Genomic DNA, 17249 nt, shown 5'->3' on the forward strand with positions numbered 1-17249 from the left:
TCCGGTCCCGCAGAGTTTCGCCACGACATCCCCGCGGTCGCGAGACCCCGGGACAAGGACTCGGGTGCACACCCGCAAACTAGGAGGAAGCCAAACATGTCTCGTGCTGTTGGAATCGACCTCGGTACCACCAACTCGGTGGTGGCCGTGCTCGAAGGCGGCGAAGCCGCCGTGATCGCCAACGCCGAAGGCGCACGGACCACCCCGTCGGTGGTCGCGTTCGCGCGTAACGGCGAGGTGCTGGTCGGCCAGCCCGCCAAGAACCAGGCGGTCACCAACGTCGACCGCACCATCCGCTCCGTCAAGCGCCACATGGGCGAAGGCGACTGGACCGTCGAGATCGACGACAAGAAGTACACCCCGCAGGAGATCAGCGCGCGCACGCTCATGAAGCTCAAGCGCGACGCCGAGTCGTACCTGGGTGAGGACGTGACCGACGCGGTCATCACCGTCCCGGCCTACTTCAACGACGCGCAGCGTCAGGCCACCAAGGAAGCCGGCCAGATCGCCGGCCTCAACGTGCTCCGGATCGTCAACGAGCCGACCGCGGCCGCCCTGGCCTACGGACTCGACAAGGGTGAGAAGGAACAGACCATCCTGGTCTTCGACCTCGGTGGCGGTACCTTCGACGTCTCGCTGCTCGAGATCGGCGACGGCGTGGTCGAGGTCCGTGCGACCTCCGGTGACAACCACCTCGGTGGTGACGACTGGGATCAGCGCGTCGTCGACTGGCTCGTCGAGAAGTTCAAGAGCACCTCGGGCATCGACCTGACCAAGGACAAGATGGCCCTGCAGCGTCTCCGCGAGGCCGCCGAGAAGGCCAAGATCGAACTCTCGAGCTCGCAGAGCACCTCGATCAACCTGCCCTACATCACCGTCGACGCCGACAAGAACCCGCTGTTCCTCGACGAGCAGCTCTCGCGCAGCGAGTTCCAGAAGATCACCTCTGATCTGCTGGAGCGCACCCGCGCCCCGTTCCAGGCCGTCATCAAGGATGCGGGCATCTCCGTCGGCGACATCGACCACGTCGTGCTCGTCGGTGGTTCGACCCGTATGCCGGCCGTCACCGACCTGGTGAAGGAACTGACCGGTGGCCGTGAGCCGAACAAGGGCGTCAACCCGGACGAGGTCGTCGCCGTCGGCGCCGCACTCCAGGCCGGTGTGCTCCGCGGCGAGGTCAAGGACGTGCTGCTGCTCGACGTCACCCCGCTCTCCCTCGGTATCGAGACCAAGGGCGGCGTGATGCACAAGCTGATCGAGCGCAACACCACCATCCCGACCAAGCGGTCGGAGACCTACACGACCGCCGAGGACAACCAGCCGTCGGTGCAGATCCAGGTCTATCAGGGTGAGCGCGAGATCGCCTCGCACAACAAGCTGCTCGGCAGCTTCGAGCTCGGCGGCATCGCCCCTGCGCCGCAGGGTGTCCCGCAGATCGAGGTGACCTTCGACATCGATGCCAACGGCATCGTGCACGTCACCGCGAAGGACAAGGGCACCGGCAAGGAGAACTCGATCCGCATCCAGGACGGTTCCGGCCTGAGCAAGGACGAGATCGACCGCATGATCAAGGACGCGGAGGCGCACGCCGACGAGGACCGCAAGCGCCGCGAGGAGGCCGAGACCCGCAACCAGGCGGAGTCGCTGGTCCACCAGACCGAGAAGTTCCTCAAGGAGAACGAGGACAAGGTCCCGGCGGAGCTGAAGGAGAAGGTCGAGGCGGCCGTCGCCGGGGCGCAGGAAGCGCTCAAGGGCAACGACACCGCGGCGATCAAGTCCGCGATCGAGAAGCTGTCGGAGGAGTCGCAGGCCCTCGGCCAGGCGATCTACGCCAACGCCGCTGCCGAGTCCCCCAACGGTGAGTCCGCCGCGGCCGACACCGATCCCGACGTCGTCGACGCCGAGGTCGTCGACGATGCCGACTCGAAGGAGAACAAGTGACCGCAGGAGCCCATTCGTCGAATGGGTCCGGCGAGGAGCCGGTGACGGTGACCGACCGTCGTCGTATCGACCCGGAGACGGGTGAGGTGCGCGACGAGCCGGCCGCCGGACCTGGCCCGGCCGATGCCGGACCGGTCGTCGACGAGCAGACCGACATGTCACAGGCCACCGAGGAGCAGCCGGACGCCGCAGCCGACGAACCGGATGCCCGCGTCGCCGAGCTGACGGCCGACCTGCAGCGAGAACGCGCCCAGTTCGCCAACTTCCGGCGGCGTGCCGCCGAGGAGAAGCAGGGTTCGGTCGCCTACGGCAAGCAGATCCTGATCGACAAGCTGCTGCCGATCATCGACGATCTCGACCGTGCCCGTGAACACGGCGACCTCGACAGCGGTCCGCTGCGTGCGGTCGCCGACAAGCTGACCGGTGTGCTGGCCGCCGAAGGTCTCGTGGCCTTCGGTGCGGCGGGTGACGAGTTCGATCCCGAACTCCACGAAGCCGTGCAGCACGACGGCACCGGCGCGAACCCGGTGATCGGATCGGTGTACCGATGCGGCTACCGCCTGGGCGAGAAGGTGATCCGCACCGCGATGGTGACGGTCACCGATCCCGCTCCCGCGGGCGACGCGCCCGGTGCACAATAGAACGACCGTCGCTCGATCCTGAGTGGGCGAACTCACCACTGATCCCTGAGGTGCGAGGAGCGCAAGCGACGAGCCACGAAGGGCGACGAACCCTTCGTGGCTCGCTTCGCTCGCACCTCAGGGAGCACATGGTCGGCTCGCACCTCGGGGAGCAGGTGGTCGGCTCGCACCTCAGGGAGCAGGTGGCCCCAACTGAAACTTCAATCCAGACAACAGAACTCAAGGAGGTGACGTCTGGTGGCACCACAACGTGAGTGGTTAGAACACGACTTCTACAAGGACCTGGGCGTTGCTTCTGACGCTTCGGCTGAAGAGATCAAGAAGGCCTACCGCAAGCTCGCGCGCGAGCTGCATCCGGATGCGAATCCGGGTGACAGCGCGGCCGAAGAGCGCTTCAAGCGGGTGTCCGAAGCCCACAGCGTCCTCGGCGATGCCGAGAAGCGCAAGGAATACGACGAGACACGCGCCATGTTCGCCGGCGGACGATTCCGCGGCGGCGGCAACGGCTTCCCGGGTGGCTTCCCCGGCGGCGGAACCACCTACACCACCGGCGGCGGTGGCGACTTCGACCTCGGCGACCTGTTCGGCGGGGCACAGACCGGGGGCGGCGGTGGCGGTTTCGGCGACATCTTCGACGGCCTGTTCAACCGCGGCGGCGGAACGCAACGTACTTCGACGGCGAGCCGGCCGCGTCGTGGCAAGGACCTCGAGACCGAGACGACGCTCTCGTTCTCCGACGCCGCGCTCGGCACGACCGTCCCCCTGCGGGTGACCAGTCCGTCGCCCTGCACCACCTGCCACGGCTCGGGCGCCAAGCCCGGGACCAGTCCGCGGGTGTGCGCGAACTGCAACGGTTCCGGGTTCGTGAGCCGCAACCAGGGCGCGTTCGGATTCAGCGAGCCCTGCCAGGACTGCCAGGGCACCGGGTCGCGGATCGACGACCCGTGCACCGATTGCGACGGCAGCGGCGTGAAGGTCCGGGCGCGCACCATCAACGTCCGGATCCCCGCCGGCGTCGAGGACGGTCAACGCATCCGGCTCGCCGGGCAGGGCGAGGCCGGTCGTCGTGGCGCCCCGTCGGGTGACCTCTACGTCGTCGTGCACGTGACCCCGCACAAGCAGTTCACCCGCAGCGGCAACGACCTTCGGGTGCAGCTGCCGGTGCGGATCTCCGAACTCGTTCTCGGAGCGACGGTCTCGGTTCCGACCCTGGAGGGTTCGGTCGGGGTGAAGATCCCGCCGAACACCACCGACGGCCGCACGCTGCGCGTGCGCGGTCGTGGGGTGCCCAAGCGCTCCGGCGGGGCGGGCGACCTGCTCGTCACCGTCAAGGTCGCGGTTCCGAACAAGCTCGACGAGGCCGCGGTCGAGGCGATGCGCGCCTACGACCAGGCCGAGCGGGCAAGCGGTTTCGACCCGCGGGCGGACTGGGGGCGATGAGTCATGGCCGGTGCGAGCAACTTCGACGGCGACGGCGCGACCTTCCTGATCTCGGTGGCCGCCGAACTCGCCGGCATGCACGCCCAGACCCTGCGGACCTATGACCGACTGGGCCTGGTCACCCCGCAACGGACGAGTGGCGGTGGTCGCCGCTACTCGTCCCGCGACGTCGAACTCCTGCGCGAGATCCAGCGTCTCTCGCAGGAGGAAGGCGTCAACCTCGCGGGCATCAAACGCATCATCGACCTGAGCAATCAGGTCGAGGCGCTCCAGCACCGCGTGCGCGAGCTGACCGACGAGGTGCAGGCGTCGCGGACCCGCCGCGGCGGCGAACTCGTCCCCGTGCCACGCACCAACGCCCTGGTCGTCTGGCAGCCGCGACGCAAACGCACCACCGACTGACGTGGTTTCGACGCGAGCCCACGGACGTGCGTAACGTTGAGCGTATGGCTTCTGAACCCGTCACCACCGTCGACTCCGGCCCGCACAAGGTCTCGCGCCGGGTCGTCGTGAACGCCCCGGCCGCCGATGTGTTCGCGCTCGTGTCGAATCCGCATCGGCATCCGGAGCTCGACGGTTCCGGCACGGTCCGCGACACCCCTGTGGACGGGCCCGAGACGCTGACCCGTGGGGCGCGTTTCAGCGTCGGGATGAAGCAGTACGGCGTGCCGTACAAGATCACCTCGACCGTCACCGACTTCGAACCCGGTCGGGTCGTCGAATGGCAGCACCCGATGGGGCACCGCTGGCGGTGGGAACTCGAGTCGACGTCACCGACCACGACCGCGGTCACCGAGACCTTCGACTACTCGACGCTCCGGGTACCGAAGATCATGGAACTCATCGGCTACGACAAGAAGAACGGCAAGGGGATCGAGGGCACCCTGCGGGCCCTCGCGGCCCGGTTCGCCTGAGCCGAGCCGTCACCCTTGATGGACTCCTCTTCCCCCGAGTCGTTCCCCGAGCCCGGCACCTCGGATGAACCCGTCGTCGTCCTCGGCATCGTCGCCGCGCCGGGCCAGGCGATCGACCTCGCCCGCAAGCTCATCGAAGCCGACCTCACCGACCACATCCAGACGACCTTCCCCGGCGCGCGCTGGCAGCTGGATCTCCTCGAGGCCGGCGTCGTACAGCCGCCGGTCGGCGACGCCGAGATCGTCGACGCCACGAGAGATCTTCTGCTCGAACACGAGTGGGATCTGGTGCTCTGCCTGACCGACCTGCCGCTACACGTCGGCAAACGTCCGGTCGTCGCGCATGCCAACGCAGTGCACGGCGTCGCGGTCCTCTCGGTGCCGGCGCTCGGCGCCACCGGAGTGCGGCAGCGGGCCCGCGGCATCATCACCGGACTCGTCGGTCAACTCCTCGGTGCCGACGCCGACGACCTCCGCAGTCACCAGAAGTCGCCGGCGCGGTCGGCGCTGCGCCATCGCGTGCGCCAACTCGGGACCGACGTCGACGAGGCGGGCACCGCGTTCACCGCGCGTGTCCTGACCGGGAACCTGCGTCTGCTCACCGGCATGGTGCGCGCCAACCGCCCGTGGCGGCTGGCACTCGGCCTGAGCCGCGCACTCACCGGCGCTATCGCGGCCGGGGTCTTCGCACTGGTGACCGCCGACATCTGGCTGCTCGCAGACACTTTCGGTGGGATTCGGCTCACCGGCGTGGCACTCGGTTCGATCATCGCGATCACCGCGACCCTGATCATCGGCGCCGACCTGTGGGAACGCGGCGGCTCCCGACAGACGCGCGAACAGGTGGTGCTGTTCAACATCGTCACCATGATCACAGTCGTTCTCGGTGTGGGCGCGTTCTACGCGGCGCTGTTCGTCTTGTCCGCGATCGGCGCGCTCTGCCTCGTGGTGCCGCAGGTCATCGGTGCGACGCTCGACCACCCTGTCGGCTTCACCGACTATCTGGAGGTTGCCTGGCTGACGTGCTCCCTCGCGACCGTCGGCGGTGCCCTGGGCGCCGGCCTGGAAACCGACGAAGCGGTGCGCGACGCCGCGTACACCCAGCACGCTGCCGAGTCGATCTGAGCCGGACGCCGGACACAGCCGGATGCCCCGGTCCTCGCGTCAGCCGCTAGGCTTGCGGGTCAGAACGCCACAGCAAGGTCGGCGACGGGAGGTGAACCATGTCCGAGGTACCGGCAAACGGTCCGATGCCAGGGTTCGTGGTCCTGGGTATCTCCGTCGTCGACGACCAGATCAGCTCGGTGGTCCGCGACGCCGACGGCCACGTCCTGGCGAGCAATCTTGTCGACCTCCCGGACGCGTCGGCGGCCGGTGCCGAGGCCGCGATCCTCGAACTCGTCGATTCCGTGCCTGTGGAGGTCGACCGCATCGGCATCTCGGCGTCCCGCGCAGACGTCCGCGACCACCTGGCACGGGCCTTCGCGCCGGGCGCCGGCACCGGGCCGTCGTGGACGGAGAAGGTCGTCGTCACCGGCTATGCCGCCGCACTCGCCGAGATCGCATGCACGCATGCGACGCGCGGTGGGGTGGTGGCCGTCGTCGACCTGGATCGCGATGCCGCGCCGGCCGCCGGCACGACCCTCGCCACCGTCGACACGTCTTCCGGCGCCGTCCTCGGCACGACCGACTTCGCGCCGGGCGAGATCGCCTCGGTCACCGACCCCGACGCGGCGACCCGGCTCGCGACGGCGGTCACCCGCCTGCCGCGCGGGCGTGACATCACGTCGGTCATCGTGGTCGGCCCCGGCGCGCAACTCCCCGGCATCGCGCCGGCCTTCGAGTACGCGGCGCAACGCCCCGTCACCGTCGCGGACAACCCGGCGCTGGCCTCGGCCCTCGGTGCGGCCGACGCCGCGGTGGTCGCCGCGGCAGCACCCCCCGCCGCCCCGCGGACGTCCACGGGACGTCGCTGGTGGTTCGTCGGCGCCGCCATCGGCGCGGCCGTGTTCCTGGCCGCCGTCGGGATGACGCTGATCCTCACCGCCGAGTCGACGGTCGCCGAACCCGCGCCCGTCACCGTGACCGAGACACCGGCAGCGGTCACCTCGACCGAGGAGGCGACGGTCACCGAGACCGCAACGGAAACCTCGGTCCGCACGACCACGGTCACCAGCACCCCGCGTCCGGTCACTCGAACGGAGACGGTGACCGAGTCGGCTCCCGAGACGTACACCGTGACCGAGACCGAAACGGTCACGGCTCCGGCCGGCGGCGAGCCGAGCCTCGAAGTCCCCTGAGGCGCAACCGGTTCGGGGGAGCCAACTCCGGTACCGGGTCAGAACACCGGGTCGTGCTGGATGCGGCTGGCCCGGACGCCCGCGATGATCAGCGTGCGTCGGGTGTTCTCGATCATCTGCGGTGATCCCGCGATGAGCACCTGGCGGTCCTGCCAATCACCGGACCGGGCGACGACGTCGGCCAGGGTGCCGATCTCGTGGTCGATGCCGAGTTCGGCGGGCGTCGCCACCGCGTTGATCCACCACGGATCGCGCTCCTCCTGGGACACGGCGGTGACCCGCAGCCAGGGATTGGTCGACGCGATGCGGCGCAGCACGGTCAGGTCGTACAGCTCGCCCGGGTAGCGCATGCCGTAGAAGATGTGCGTCTCCGGCGAATCGGCGCGCATCGACATCTCGATCAACAACGCCCGCAGCGGTGCGAGCCCGGTCCCGCCCGCGACCATGAGGACCTTGCTGTCGCGGTCGACGTGCAGCGTCCCGTGCCCCTGGGCGAGGGTCCACACATCGCCGATGCTGGTCTCGCTCACGATCGCGGTGCTGACCGTTCCACGGGGGATCGCACGCACGTGGAACTCCAGTTCACCGGCCGGGTTGGGCGGGATGGCGGGGGAGAGATTGCGCCACTGCTTGGGCCATTGCGGGGTGTGCACCTCGAGGTATTGGCCCGTGTTGAACGTCAGCGGCGAGTGGGCGAGAAGCCGGACGACCGCGAGGTCCCGGGTGATGCGGTACTTCTCGACGACCTCGGCGGTCCAGCGTGCGGGATGGGTCGCGCTCTCGGCCGCGCCCCGCATGACCCCGGTGACCAGCATCATCGCCTGCGAGACGGTCTGTTCGGTCTCGGCGTCCCAGTAACCGGCCATGAGGCTGCCGAACTCGCCCATCAGGGCGGCGTACATCACGTGGTAATGCTCGGGCTCGACTCCGAACTTGCGATGGTCGCGTCCGAGCTGAGCGAGGAACTCCACGAGTTCGGCGTGACCCGACTCGGCCGGGATCGCTTCCAGCACATGGTCGATGACCCGATGGAAGGCCACTCGCTGGGCCGCCATCGACACCCCGAACAGGTCACGCAGGTCGGGATCGATCGCGAACATCCGGGTGTAGACGTTGGTGACGAACCGGTCGGGCTGTCGATTGACAGCCGTCCGCAGCTGATGCAGCGCGTGGCGCGTATGTGTCGCCATCTCGAAAAGATCACACCTCCGTCGCGGCTCGTCTCCCCACCCGGTTCAAGAGACCCACACTAGTCCTTCAACACGTCACAATTCAGGATCCGGCATCCCATGTCGGACAGTGATGAGGTATGGCAAGGTACGGGGATGACGTCCCTCGAAGGGGTCCTCACGGGCATCGTTGATGCCCATGTGCAGCACTGGAACCCGCGGCGCACCCCGTGGGCGGCCACGCGGGCGTCGCGGCTGTACGGGTTCGTCCCCACCTTGGGCGACCGGGTGTTCCCGCTCGTCGTCTCGCGCGCCGACCGCGAGTACATCCTGACCCCGCGCACCGTGGCCCGGGCCTACGAGCCGCGTCAGTACGCCACCGATGCGGCGCTGGTGCCGACCGTGGTGGGGGTACCGATCGACACGGTGGTGCACGTCGAGTCGCATTGGCGCCGCGAGGTCGCCGACGCCGCGGAGCCCCCGGTGGACAGCACCGCCGTCGAGGAGACCCGATATCTCGAGAGCCTGCCGTTCGGCCAGGCCGGTACCCCCCGCCTCGGCGCCGTCATCTCGCACGGCGATCCGCGGACCCGCACGTTCGCGACCATGCTCGACGAACAGTTCGCGGCCTCCCCGCGGTTCCGCGGCATCCGCATCGTCGCGTCCCGACATCCTGATCCGCGCGTCCGCGATGGCGGGGACACCGACAACCTGCTGTCCTCGACGGCGTTCCTCGAGGGGTTCGCCGAACTCGCGAGCCGCGATCTGGTCTTCGAGGCGTCGGTGTACTCCCATCAGCTCTACGACGTCATCCTGCTGGCCCGTGAGTACCCCGACACGACGATCGTCCTCGACCACTTCGGCATCCCGGCAGGGGTCTTCGGTCCCGTCGGTGTCCGCACCGGCGCGACAGCCGCAGCGCGCGCGGACATCTGGCGATTGTGGCGAGAACGGATGACGACCCTGGCGAACCACCGCAACGTCGTCGTCAAACTGTCGGGTCTGGCGATGCCGATACTGGGTTACGGTCACGAACGGTGGGGCAACATCGGCGGTCAGGCCACGCTCGCCGAGATGATCGGTCCCTTCGTCGAGCACATCGTCACCCATTTCGGGTCGGACCGCATCATGTTCGGGTCCAACTATCCGATCGATCGGCCCAACGCCGCGGTCGACGTGCTGGTCGGCGCGCTCGTCGACTGTGTGTCCCAGTGGGGTTCGGAGGCTCTGCGGAAGATCTTCCGCGACACCGCTGTTCGTGTCTATGCGATCGATGACGCGGCGGGTTGACCGCTCACCGGCCGCGGGGCCACCACGTCGAACGTTGCGGCGACTCCGGCACGGGCACGTCCCGCATGAGCCGGGTCAGGATCTCGACGAGGGCGGTGCACGAGGGATACCGGTCCTCCGGTGACTTCGCCAGCGCCTTGGCGAAGATCGAGTTCATCGCCGATGGCAGCCAGGGGCGGCGTCGGGTGAGTTTCGGCGGGTCGTCGTTGAGGTGGGCATAGGTGATCGCGAAAGCGGTGTTCCGCGGGTACGGCGGTGTGCCCGTGATGAGTTCGACGAGCGTGCACGCGAATGCGTAGAAATCGGTTGCGGGGGTGAGCTTCTGGGCCTGCAGTAGTTCGGGCGAGGCGTAGCCGATGGAACCCTGCACACGACCGTTGCGCGCGAGTGGACGGGTGTCGTCGAGGAACTGGGCGATCCCGAAGTCCGAGAGGTAGGCGTCGAGGGGTGTACCCACAGATCGCGGGGTGCGGGAGAGGAGGATGTTCGCGGGTTTGACGTCGCGATGCAGGATGTCCTGCGAATGCGCATGATCCAGCGCATCGGCGATCTGCATCGCCACCCGCAGGATGGTGTCCATGTCCGGCTCGTCGCCGCGCTCGGGGACGAGTGCGGTCGCCGCGGGGCCGCCGATGTACTGCATGGTCAGCCACATCGACGGCAGGTGCCGCGGCCCGAGCGACCCGCGCGGCGAGGCGATCTCGCCGTGCTCGATCATGCGCACGATGTGCGGATGGTCGAGCAGCGACGCGATCCCGAATTCCCGCTCGAAGCGCTCCCGGACCCGCGCGTGGTCGGACGCGTTCGGGTGCAGTACCTTCAGGGCCAGCGGCCCATCGCACGATGGGTCCCCGTCGTCGCCGGTGCGATGGACCCGGAACACATCGGCGCTCGCCCCGCCACCGAGGAAGTCGTCGATGGTGAAGCCGGCCACGCTCTCGCCAACCTCGAACACCCTGCCAGGGTAGTGGCGTTCGCGGGCCGACGGCGGTAACCGCGGGGTCAGCGAGCTGGTGTCAGCCGGAAGATCGGGAACCGGCGGCCCTGCGCGGTCTCGGTGTACTTCAGGAACTGCTCGGATGCCGAGATGAACTTCTGCCACGCGGGTTCCCAGTCGTCACCCTCGACTTCGGTCACCGCGGTGTCGAGCCGTTCGACGCCGTTCTCCGCCGGCGCCTCCACGGCGACCGATTCGGGATGTGCCCGCAGGTTGTGCACCCACGCCGGGGCCTTCGGCGAACCGGCGTACGAGCCGATCACCAGCCAGCTGTCGGCGTCGGGCAGGGCGAACAGGGGACTGATCCGCGGCTCGCCGGACTTGGCGCCCAGCGTGTGCAGGAGCACCAGGTTCTTGCCGAAGCCGGCGGTGTCCACATGCCCGTTGTTGGAGCGGAACTCGTTGATGACGGTCGCGTTGAAATCGTTCACGTCGCTCATTGTCGCGGTGCCCGGCGTTTCCGGCCATGTATCAATCTGAAACCGTGGTCGTTCGGTCTGCGAATACTCTGAACAGATGAGTGCCGACCCGAGTTCGCTGGCCGCTTCCCTTCCCGACGGCATGGTGGTCACCGACGCCGACATCCTCGCCGGCTACCGGCAGGACCGTGCCGCCGATCCGACGGCCGGCACCCCGCTCGCGCTGGTTCGGCCGACCACCACCGCCGAAGTGCAGGACACCGTTCGCTGGTGTGCCGCCAACGGTGTCCCGGTCATCACGCGGGGTGCGGGTACCAGTCTGTCGGGCGGGTCGACGGCGGTCGACGGCGCGATCATGCTGTCCACCGAGAAGATGCGGGACATCGACGTCGACCCGGCGACGCGCACCGCCGTCGTCCAACCCGGACTGTTCAACTCGGAGGTGAAGGCCGCGGCCGCCGCGTCGGGGCTGTGGTATCCGCCGGACCCGTCGTCGTTCGAGATCTGCTCGATCGGCGGGAATGTCGCCACCAACGCGGGCGGACTGTGCTGCGTCAAGTACGGCGTCACCACGGACTACGTCCTGGGCCTGGAGGTGGTGCTGGCCGACGGCCGGGCGGTACGCGTCGGCGGCAAGCAGCTCAAAGACTCCGCGGGCCTGCCGCTGACCAAGCTGTTCGTGGGCAGCGAGGGGCTGCTCGGGATCATCACCGAGGTCACCCTGCGGCTGTTGCCACCGCAAGGCCCCGCGAGCACCGTCGTCGGTGTGTTCGGTTCGGTGCACGACGCCAGCCGAGCGGTGCTGGCGGTGACCGGGGACATGCGTCCCGCGATGCTCGAGTTCATGGACTCGGTGGCCATCAACGCCGTCGAGGACCTGTTGCGGATGGGCCTCGACCGAGAGGCCGGGGCGCTGCTCGTCGCCCAGTCCGACGCCCCGGGTGCGGCCGGCGCGGCCGAGGTCGAGTTCATCCGGAAGGCGTTCGAGTCCAATGGCGCCGGCGAGGTCTTCGCGACCGACGACCCCGTCGAGGGCGAGGCGTTCACCGCGGCCCGCCGCGCGGCGATCCCGGCGGTGGAGAAGCTGGGATCGCTGTTGCTCGAGGATGTCGGCGTACCGCTGCCCTCGCTGCCCGACCTCATCGACGGTGTCGCCGAGATCGCGGCCGACAACCGGGTGATGATCTCGGTGATCGCCCACGCCGGCGACGGCAACACGCACCCGCTGATCGTCTTCGACCCCGCCGATGTGGACGAGGCGGAGCGCGCGCAGGTCGCCTTCGGTCAGATCATGGACCTCGCGATCGAGTTGGGCGGCACCATCACCGGCGAGCACGGGGTGGGGCGACTGAAGAAGGGCTGGCTGCCCGACCAGGTGGGGCCCGACGTCATGGAACTGACGGCTCGGATCAAGCAGGCTCTCGACCCCGACGGTCTGCTGAACCCGGGCGTGCTGTTGTAGGTGGGCGTCCTTCGGTGGGCCGGGGGGTGGCGGTGCGCCCCGCCACCACATAGGTGTCGCGGCCTGCGGCCTTGGCGTCGAAGAGCGCGTCGTCGGCGACGTCGAACTCGTGCCGGATGAAGGCGTCGGCGTCGTCGGGGGACATGTGGCCGCCCGGTGTGACACCCACGGCGATCCCCAGGCTCATCGTCGCGGTCGCACCACCGGGGATCGTGATGCGCCGCGCGCGGATGCGTTCGGCGAGCGCGCGCACCGAGGTCTCGTCGGCGAGCGTCGCGATCGCGAACTCGTCACCGCCGAGCCGCGCGACGATGGCCTGCTCGTCGGTGGCCCCCTGCAGAATTGCCGCGACCCGCTCCAGGACGTCGTCACCCGTCGCGTGACCGTGTTCGTCGTTGATGGCCTTGAACCGGTCGACATCCGCGGTGACCAATGCGAACGGGTGAGCGGGGCTGCGACGGAGCATTGTCGTCGTCGCGTAGATGAAGCCGCGACGATTCAGCAATCCGGTGAGCGAATCGGTATTCGCCATGATGAGCTGATGTTTCAGTGATCGCTGGAAATCGGATGTGTAACTGCGATGAAGGGCCGTGGTGCCATTGGTGACGACCAACAAAGCGAGTGTGGTGAACAGGACGTTCAACACCGGAGTGCCATCTGCCCACGACATGAGGCCCATCGCGCAGACCGCGATGCTCGAGTAGATCATGTGGGCGTACGCGACCGGGGACCGGACGAAATGGGCCACATATGACCCGATGACGGCGAAGATCACGGCGCAGAACTGGGCCAGGATGATGTCGGAGATGGCGAGGATCGCGACGGTCAGCACTGCGTCGGCCCACAGGACGAACAGGGTGTTGAATCCTCTGATCGACGACTGCTTGGTCCACCAGATCACGCCGAGGTGGACCCGGCTGACCACGTAAGCCATCGGGATCGTGGTGGCGACTACGATGCCGAGGGCGATCGAGCGCGGGACGGATCCCTGTGTGCCACTCGGCGTGAAGAGGGCGATCGTGCCGAGCGCCCCGCACACCGCGACCAGTACGGCGATGGTGACGCGGACATGCCATTCGCGCATCCGGACCTGTTTGAGGACGTGATCGGCGTTGTCGTAGAAAAGGTGATGATGGCCGGATATCTCACCGGTGGCCGGTCCGTGGCGAAGAGCCCGGAAACGAGCGGCGGGCCGTTCATCCTGGTCTCCGCGTTGTCGGTGCTCGATGGCCGCATCCTCTTTCACTCGTGATGCGCGTGACGCGCATGCATGTCGCGACGACGAATCGTCGAACACACGTTACGGAGTTTAGAGGACGATTAAAGATCGTTTCTTCTCGAAATCCGCGATATGACCCAACGGAGCGAAAGATGTAAGAATCGGCAGAATTGCCGTCGATCTGATGCGCGCTGAGACGGTCGTGCCGATCGGGCCCGATCAGCCGCCTCCTGCTGGGGTCCTCCCGTCCCCTCCGCGGGAGGGACCCCAGCAGGTAGTCCGAATGCGATGTGGCCGGCGCGAACCTGGCCTCGCGGAATTCAGCATATTGGCTCGATGGTCAACCTACAATCACATCAATCGGGATAACTGACAGGAGATCGTTGATGAATGGTCCCGGGGAGCCCGGACTACGTGATATCGACCTCCGACGACTGCGAATGTTCGTCGTCGTGATGGAGGCGCCCAGCCTTCGTGTCGCCGCGGATGACCTGTTCATCAGCCAGCAAGCGCTCTCCTCGGCGATCCGCGAACTCGAGCGACACCTGGGGGTGGAGCTCTTCTCGCGGTCGCGCCGAAGCCTCACGCCGACGCCCGCGGGTGAGGCGCTCTACCGTGGTGCAGTGCCGTTGCTGGCCGGTGGCGAACAGCTCGCGACGCAGGTACGACGGGTGGACGCCGGCTCGCCTGCGCCGTTCGTGATCGGTCACGCCCCGGACCTCGCCTCCTCCGAAGTCTTCCGGATCATCGAACCGGTGGTGCTCGCCGACTCGTCGGTGCCGATCACGGTACGACCGGTCTTCGCCGAACTCATTCGCGACGAGTTGCTGTCGGGAGCCATCGACATGGCTCTCGGACGAGGCGTGGCGGCCCCGCCGGACATGGCCACCACCATCGCGACACAACACGAACTGCGTCTGGCGGTGCGTGCCGATCACCCCCTGGCCGCGCACGACCGGGTCGACATGGCCGACCTCGCCGGCTACGAGATCGTCGTCTGGGGTCCCGAGCACGAGTACGAGTACACCGACATCCTCGTCGGCATGTGCCGGCGCGCCGGATTCGAACCGAAGATCATCCTGTCGACCCTGCTGGGTACGCCCCCGCACACGGCGGTGATCGCACACCCCAAGGCGTGCGCCTTCGTCACCAATGAACCGGGCTGGATCTACGTCAACCGCATCCGGATCGTCGAGTTCACCGATCCGCCGTTCGCGCCCGTTCGCGCGATGTGGCTGCCCAACACGTCGTCGACCCTCCGGCGACAGATCCTCGCCGCGGCCGAGAACTCGCTCTGAGACAGGCCCCCGGCCGCACGCCTCAGGTGCCGTCGAGCCTGCTGACCTGCACCGCGGCCACGTCGAAGATCCGCGGGTACCCGACCGTCGAGTCGGGGACGGCGCGGATGGACGGATCTCGCGCATGGTCACCTCGAACCGACCTCCCCGATCGGTTGGCGGAGAACGGGGTTGCCACGCGCGAATACCGCATCTTCGACTCGGAATGGTGGTTGTACGTGCTCAACCGCATCGCCGAAGACCCGACGCGGGTGTTCCATGCCATCGTCGACCTGGGGCGGTGACCTCGCGGCGGCGACCCCGCGCTCAGTTCTTCTCGGTCGGGTCGTCGTCGAGGGGGTTCTCCGGTTCGTGCTCTGCGGAGACGGAGAACGAACCTGTCTCGGGGTTGACCGTCACGGCGTGGTGGGGCACCTCGCGGACCGCGAGCACGATGGGCGAGCCGTCGCGGTTGCGGGCCGCTCCCTCGCCCGGTAGGCCCGCGAAGGTCGCCGACACCGGTTGGCGGGCCCTGCGGTGCCGCTGGTGCTGTGCCGCAGCCGAACCCGCGTCGCCCGTCGCCGCTCCCTCGGCTTGTTCGGTGGTACTCAGCTGTACGTAGCGCGGACGGACCGCGACGTCGTAGTGGAACGCGCGGAGCAACGAGAAACATGCCAGGACCATGACGATCGAGAAGGGGACCGCGGTGGCGATGGACATCGTCTGGAGGGCGGTCAGCGAACTGGTGCCGCCGATCAGGAGCAGGACCGCGGCCGCCACACCCTGCAGGGACGCCCAGTAGACCCGGGTGAGCTTGGGCGTGTCGATCTTGCCGCCGGTCGCCAGCATGTCGATCACCAGCGACCCCGAGTCCGAGGACGTGACGAAGAACAGCACGACGATGACGATCGCGATGACGCTGCTGATGGCCGACATCGGCAGGGTGTCGAGGAGTTGGAACAACGACGTGTTGGTGTCGACCTCGCCGTCGACGAGCATGTCGCCGAACTCCATCTGCCGCAGGATGCCCGAGTCGCCGAACACGGTGAACCATATGGTGCTGACCAGGGTCGGCATGATGAGCACGCCACCGATGAACTGCCGAATCGTCCGACCCCGCGAGATCCGCGCGATGAACATGCCGACGAACGGCGCCCAGCTGATCCACCAGCCCCAGTAGAAGATCGTCCACGCGCCCTCCCAGCCGTCGTCGGTGAACGGCGCGGTGCGCAGCATCAGATCCGGGAAGGCCTGGATGTAGTTGCCGATGTTCTGCACCCACGACTGGATCAGGAAGAGCGTCGAACCGAGCACCAGGACGAAGACGGTCAGTGCCGCCGCCACGGCCATGTTGAGGTTGGACAACCATCGCAGGCCCTTGGTCACCCCGGTGACCACCGAGAAGATGGCCAGGCCGGTGATGCCGATGATCAGCGCGACGATGATCCAGTTGTTGACGTCGACCCATCCGAGGTAATCGAGACCGGCGCTGATCTGCTGGATGCCGAAGCCGAGCGAGGTCGCGACGCCGAACAGAGTGCCGACGATGGCGACGATGTCGACCGCGTGACCCAGCCAGCCCTCGACGCGTTCGCGGCCGAGGAGCGGCTCGAGCAGCCACCGGACGGACAACGGCCGTCCCTTGCGGAAGGTCATGTAGGCCAGGCCGAGTCCGACGACGACGTAGATCGCCCAGGCGTGCAGACCCCAGTGATAGAGCGTCAGTTCCATCGCCTGATTGGCCGCGGCGTCGGTGCCACCCGGGATGCCGCCGGCCTCGGGCGGGTTCACGTAGTGCGAGAGAGGTTCGGCCACGCCGTAGAACACGAGTCCGATGCCCATCCCGGCAGCGAAGAGCATGGCGAACCAGGAGAGCACCCCGAACTCGGGGTCCTCGTCGTCCTCGCCGAGCTTGATGGTGCCGATCCGGCTGATCGCGCAGTACACCGCGAACAGGACGAAGCCGGTGGCGATCAGGACGTACCACCAGCCCACGCCGTCGGTGATCCATGTGTTCAGTTTGTCGAAGGCGTCGGCCGCGGTCTGAGCGTAGATCACCGCGAAGATGATCAGACCGAAGATGACGGCCGACGCGGTGAGGAACACCGGTTTGTGCAGTTCGCGCCACGCGTTGCGGAACATGGGGGACTCCCTCGGCTCAAGAGCTGTACGTGCTACGG

At 67.8% G+C, this 17249-nt stretch carries 16 protein-coding genes and 1 pseudogene; 12 read left to right on the top strand and 5 right to left on the bottom strand.

Annotated features, from left to right (window positions below):
• The first annotated feature begins 96 nt into the window (after positions 1 to 96).
• The 7 genes from dnaK (at position 97) to JW364_RS06970 (ending at position 7236) form a co-directional block, all read left to right on the top strand.
• Entirely contained in the window at positions 97 to 1941 is a 1845-nt protein-coding gene (dnaK, locus tag JW364_RS06940; RefSeq protein ID WP_068970966.1) for a molecular chaperone DnaK, read from the top strand.
• On the top strand, positions 1938 to 2582 hold the full coding sequence (grpE, locus tag JW364_RS06945) for a nucleotide exchange factor GrpE (protein ID WP_068970965.1): 645 nt from the start codon (positions 1938 to 1940) through the stop codon (positions 2580 to 2582). The genes dnaK and grpE overlap by 4 nt, the downstream gene beginning before the upstream one ends.
• 237 nt (positions 2583 to 2819) lie before the next feature.
• Positions 2820 to 4022: a molecular chaperone DnaJ gene (dnaJ, locus tag JW364_RS06950; RefSeq protein WP_058249666.1), complete on the top strand. Its 1203-nt coding sequence runs from the start codon at positions 2820 to 2822 to the stop codon at positions 4020 to 4022.
• A gap of 3 nt (positions 4023 to 4025) precedes the next feature.
• The gene (locus JW364_RS06955; protein WP_058249934.1) at positions 4026 to 4424 is read left to right on the top strand and encodes a heat shock protein transcriptional repressor HspR; all 399 of its coding nucleotides are present in this window, start codon (positions 4026 to 4028) and stop codon (positions 4422 to 4424) included.
• 44 nt (positions 4425 to 4468) lie between these two features.
• Positions 4469 to 4936, top strand: a complete 468-nt coding sequence (locus JW364_RS06960) for an SRPBCC family protein (RefSeq protein WP_058249667.1) — start codon at positions 4469 to 4471, stop codon at positions 4934 to 4936.
• A gap of 18 nt (positions 4937 to 4954) precedes the next feature.
• A complete protein-coding gene (locus tag JW364_RS06965) occupies positions 4955 to 6061 on the top strand; it encodes a hypothetical protein (protein ID WP_068970790.1) in 1107 nt (368 codons plus the stop codon).
• 98 nt (positions 6062 to 6159) lie between these two features.
• Positions 6160 to 7236: a hypothetical protein gene (locus tag JW364_RS06970; protein WP_205333353.1), complete on the top strand. Its 1077-nt coding sequence runs from the start codon at positions 6160 to 6162 to the stop codon at positions 7234 to 7236.
• A 38-nt stretch (positions 7237 to 7274) separates the two neighbouring features.
• Here the strand turns inward: JW364_RS06970 and JW364_RS06975 are convergent.
• Positions 7275 to 8438: pseudogene (locus JW364_RS06975) on the bottom strand (FAD-binding oxidoreductase); the annotation flags it as partial.
• A gap of 123 nt (positions 8439 to 8561) precedes the next feature.
• Here JW364_RS06975 and JW364_RS06980 point away from each other — a divergent pair.
• Positions 8562 to 9695 (top strand): amidohydrolase, encoded by a 1134-nt coding sequence (locus JW364_RS06980; RefSeq protein ID WP_068970792.1) that lies wholly within the window; start codon positions 8562 to 8564, stop codon positions 9693 to 9695.
• Between the two features lie 4 nt (positions 9696 to 9699).
• On the opposite strand, the gene JW364_RS06985 is transcribed toward JW364_RS06980, so the two are convergent.
• On the bottom strand, positions 9700 to 10650 hold the full coding sequence (locus JW364_RS06985) for a serine/threonine-protein kinase (RefSeq protein ID WP_205333355.1): 951 nt from the start codon (positions 10648 to 10650) through the stop codon (positions 9700 to 9702).
• 47 nt (positions 10651 to 10697) lie between these two features.
• Entirely contained in the window at positions 10698 to 11123 is a 426-nt protein-coding gene (locus tag JW364_RS06990; protein ID WP_068970840.1) for a nitroreductase/quinone reductase family protein, read from the bottom strand.
• An 85-nt stretch (positions 11124 to 11208) separates the two neighbouring features.
• On the opposite strand from JW364_RS06990, the gene JW364_RS06995 reads away from it, so the two are divergent.
• Positions 11209 to 12573 carry an FAD-binding oxidoreductase gene (locus JW364_RS06995; protein ID WP_205333356.1) on the top strand — a complete coding sequence of 455 codons (1365 nt, stop codon included), beginning with the start codon at positions 11209 to 11211 and terminating at the stop codon, positions 12571 to 12573.
• Here the strand turns inward: JW364_RS06995 and JW364_RS07000 are convergent.
• The gene (locus JW364_RS07000) at positions 12521 to 13657 is read right to left on the bottom strand and encodes a diguanylate cyclase (protein ID WP_240198784.1); all 1137 of its coding nucleotides are present in this window, start codon (positions 13655 to 13657) and stop codon (positions 12521 to 12523) included. The genes JW364_RS06995 and JW364_RS07000 overlap by 53 nt on opposite strands.
• Here JW364_RS07000 and JW364_RS24120 point away from each other — a divergent pair.
• The 3 genes from JW364_RS24120 to JW364_RS07010 all read left to right on the top strand — a co-directional run bounded on the left by JW364_RS24120 (position 13643) and on the right by JW364_RS07010 (position 15374).
• Positions 13643 to 13825 carry a hypothetical protein gene (locus JW364_RS24120; protein WP_223258896.1) on the top strand — a complete coding sequence of 61 codons (183 nt, stop codon included), beginning with the start codon at positions 13643 to 13645 and terminating at the stop codon, positions 13823 to 13825. The two genes, JW364_RS07000 and JW364_RS24120, sit on opposite strands and share 15 nt — an antisense overlap.
• Before the next feature lie 353 nt (positions 13826 to 14178).
• Entirely contained in the window at positions 14179 to 15090 is a 912-nt protein-coding gene (locus JW364_RS07005; RefSeq protein ID WP_058249674.1) for a LysR family transcriptional regulator, read from the top strand.
• A 26-nt stretch (positions 15091 to 15116) separates the two neighbouring features.
• Complete coding sequence (locus JW364_RS07010; RefSeq protein WP_205334512.1) at positions 15117 to 15374, top strand: hypothetical protein; 258 nt, start codon at positions 15117 to 15119, stop codon at positions 15372 to 15374.
• Positions 15375 to 15396: 22 nt separating this feature from the next.
• Here the strand turns inward: JW364_RS07010 and JW364_RS07015 are convergent, their stop codons facing one another.
• A complete protein-coding gene (locus JW364_RS07015; protein WP_205333359.1) occupies positions 15397 to 17211 on the bottom strand; it encodes a BCCT family transporter in 1815 nt (604 codons plus the stop codon).
• Positions 17212 to 17249: the final 38 nt, after the last annotated feature.

This window comes from Gordonia sp. BP-119, assembly GCF_016924115.1.
In the GTDB taxonomy this organism is placed as follows: domain Bacteria; phylum Actinomycetota; class Actinomycetes; order Mycobacteriales; family Mycobacteriaceae; genus Gordonia; species Gordonia hongkongensis.

Coding starts and splice junctions, on each gene's coding strand:
- dnaK (WP_068970966.1), top strand. CDS start 97: ATGTCTCGTGCTGTTGGAATCGACCTCGGTACCACCAACTCGGTGGTG.
- JW364_RS06955 (WP_058249934.1), top strand. CDS start 4,026: ATGGCCGGTGCGAGCAACTTCGACGGCGACGGCGCGACCTTCCTGATC.
- JW364_RS06960 (WP_058249667.1), top strand. CDS start 4,469: ATGGCTTCTGAACCCGTCACCACCGTCGACTCCGGCCCGCACAAGGTC.
- JW364_RS06965 (WP_068970790.1), top strand. CDS start 4,955: ATGGACTCCTCTTCCCCCGAGTCGTTCCCCGAGCCCGGCACCTCGGAT.
- JW364_RS06970 (WP_205333353.1), top strand. CDS start 6,160: ATGTCCGAGGTACCGGCAAACGGTCCGATGCCAGGGTTCGTGGTCCTG.
- JW364_RS06980 (WP_068970792.1), top strand. CDS start 8,562: ATGACGTCCCTCGAAGGGGTCCTCACGGGCATCGTTGATGCCCATGTG.
- JW364_RS06995 (WP_205333356.1), top strand. CDS start 11,209: ATGAGTGCCGACCCGAGTTCGCTGGCCGCTTCCCTTCCCGACGGCATG.
- JW364_RS24120 (WP_223258896.1), top strand. CDS start 13,643: ATGCCATTCGCGCATCCGGACCTGTTTGAGGACGTGATCGGCGTTGTC.
- JW364_RS07000 (WP_240198784.1), bottom strand. CDS start 13,657: ATGCGCGAATGGCATGTCCGCGTCACCATCGCCGTACTGGTCGCGGTG.
- JW364_RS07005 (WP_058249674.1), top strand. CDS start 14,179: ATGAATGGTCCCGGGGAGCCCGGACTACGTGATATCGACCTCCGACGA.
- JW364_RS07015 (WP_205333359.1), bottom strand. CDS start 17,211: ATGTTCCGCAACGCGTGGCGCGAACTGCACAAACCGGTGTTCCTCACC.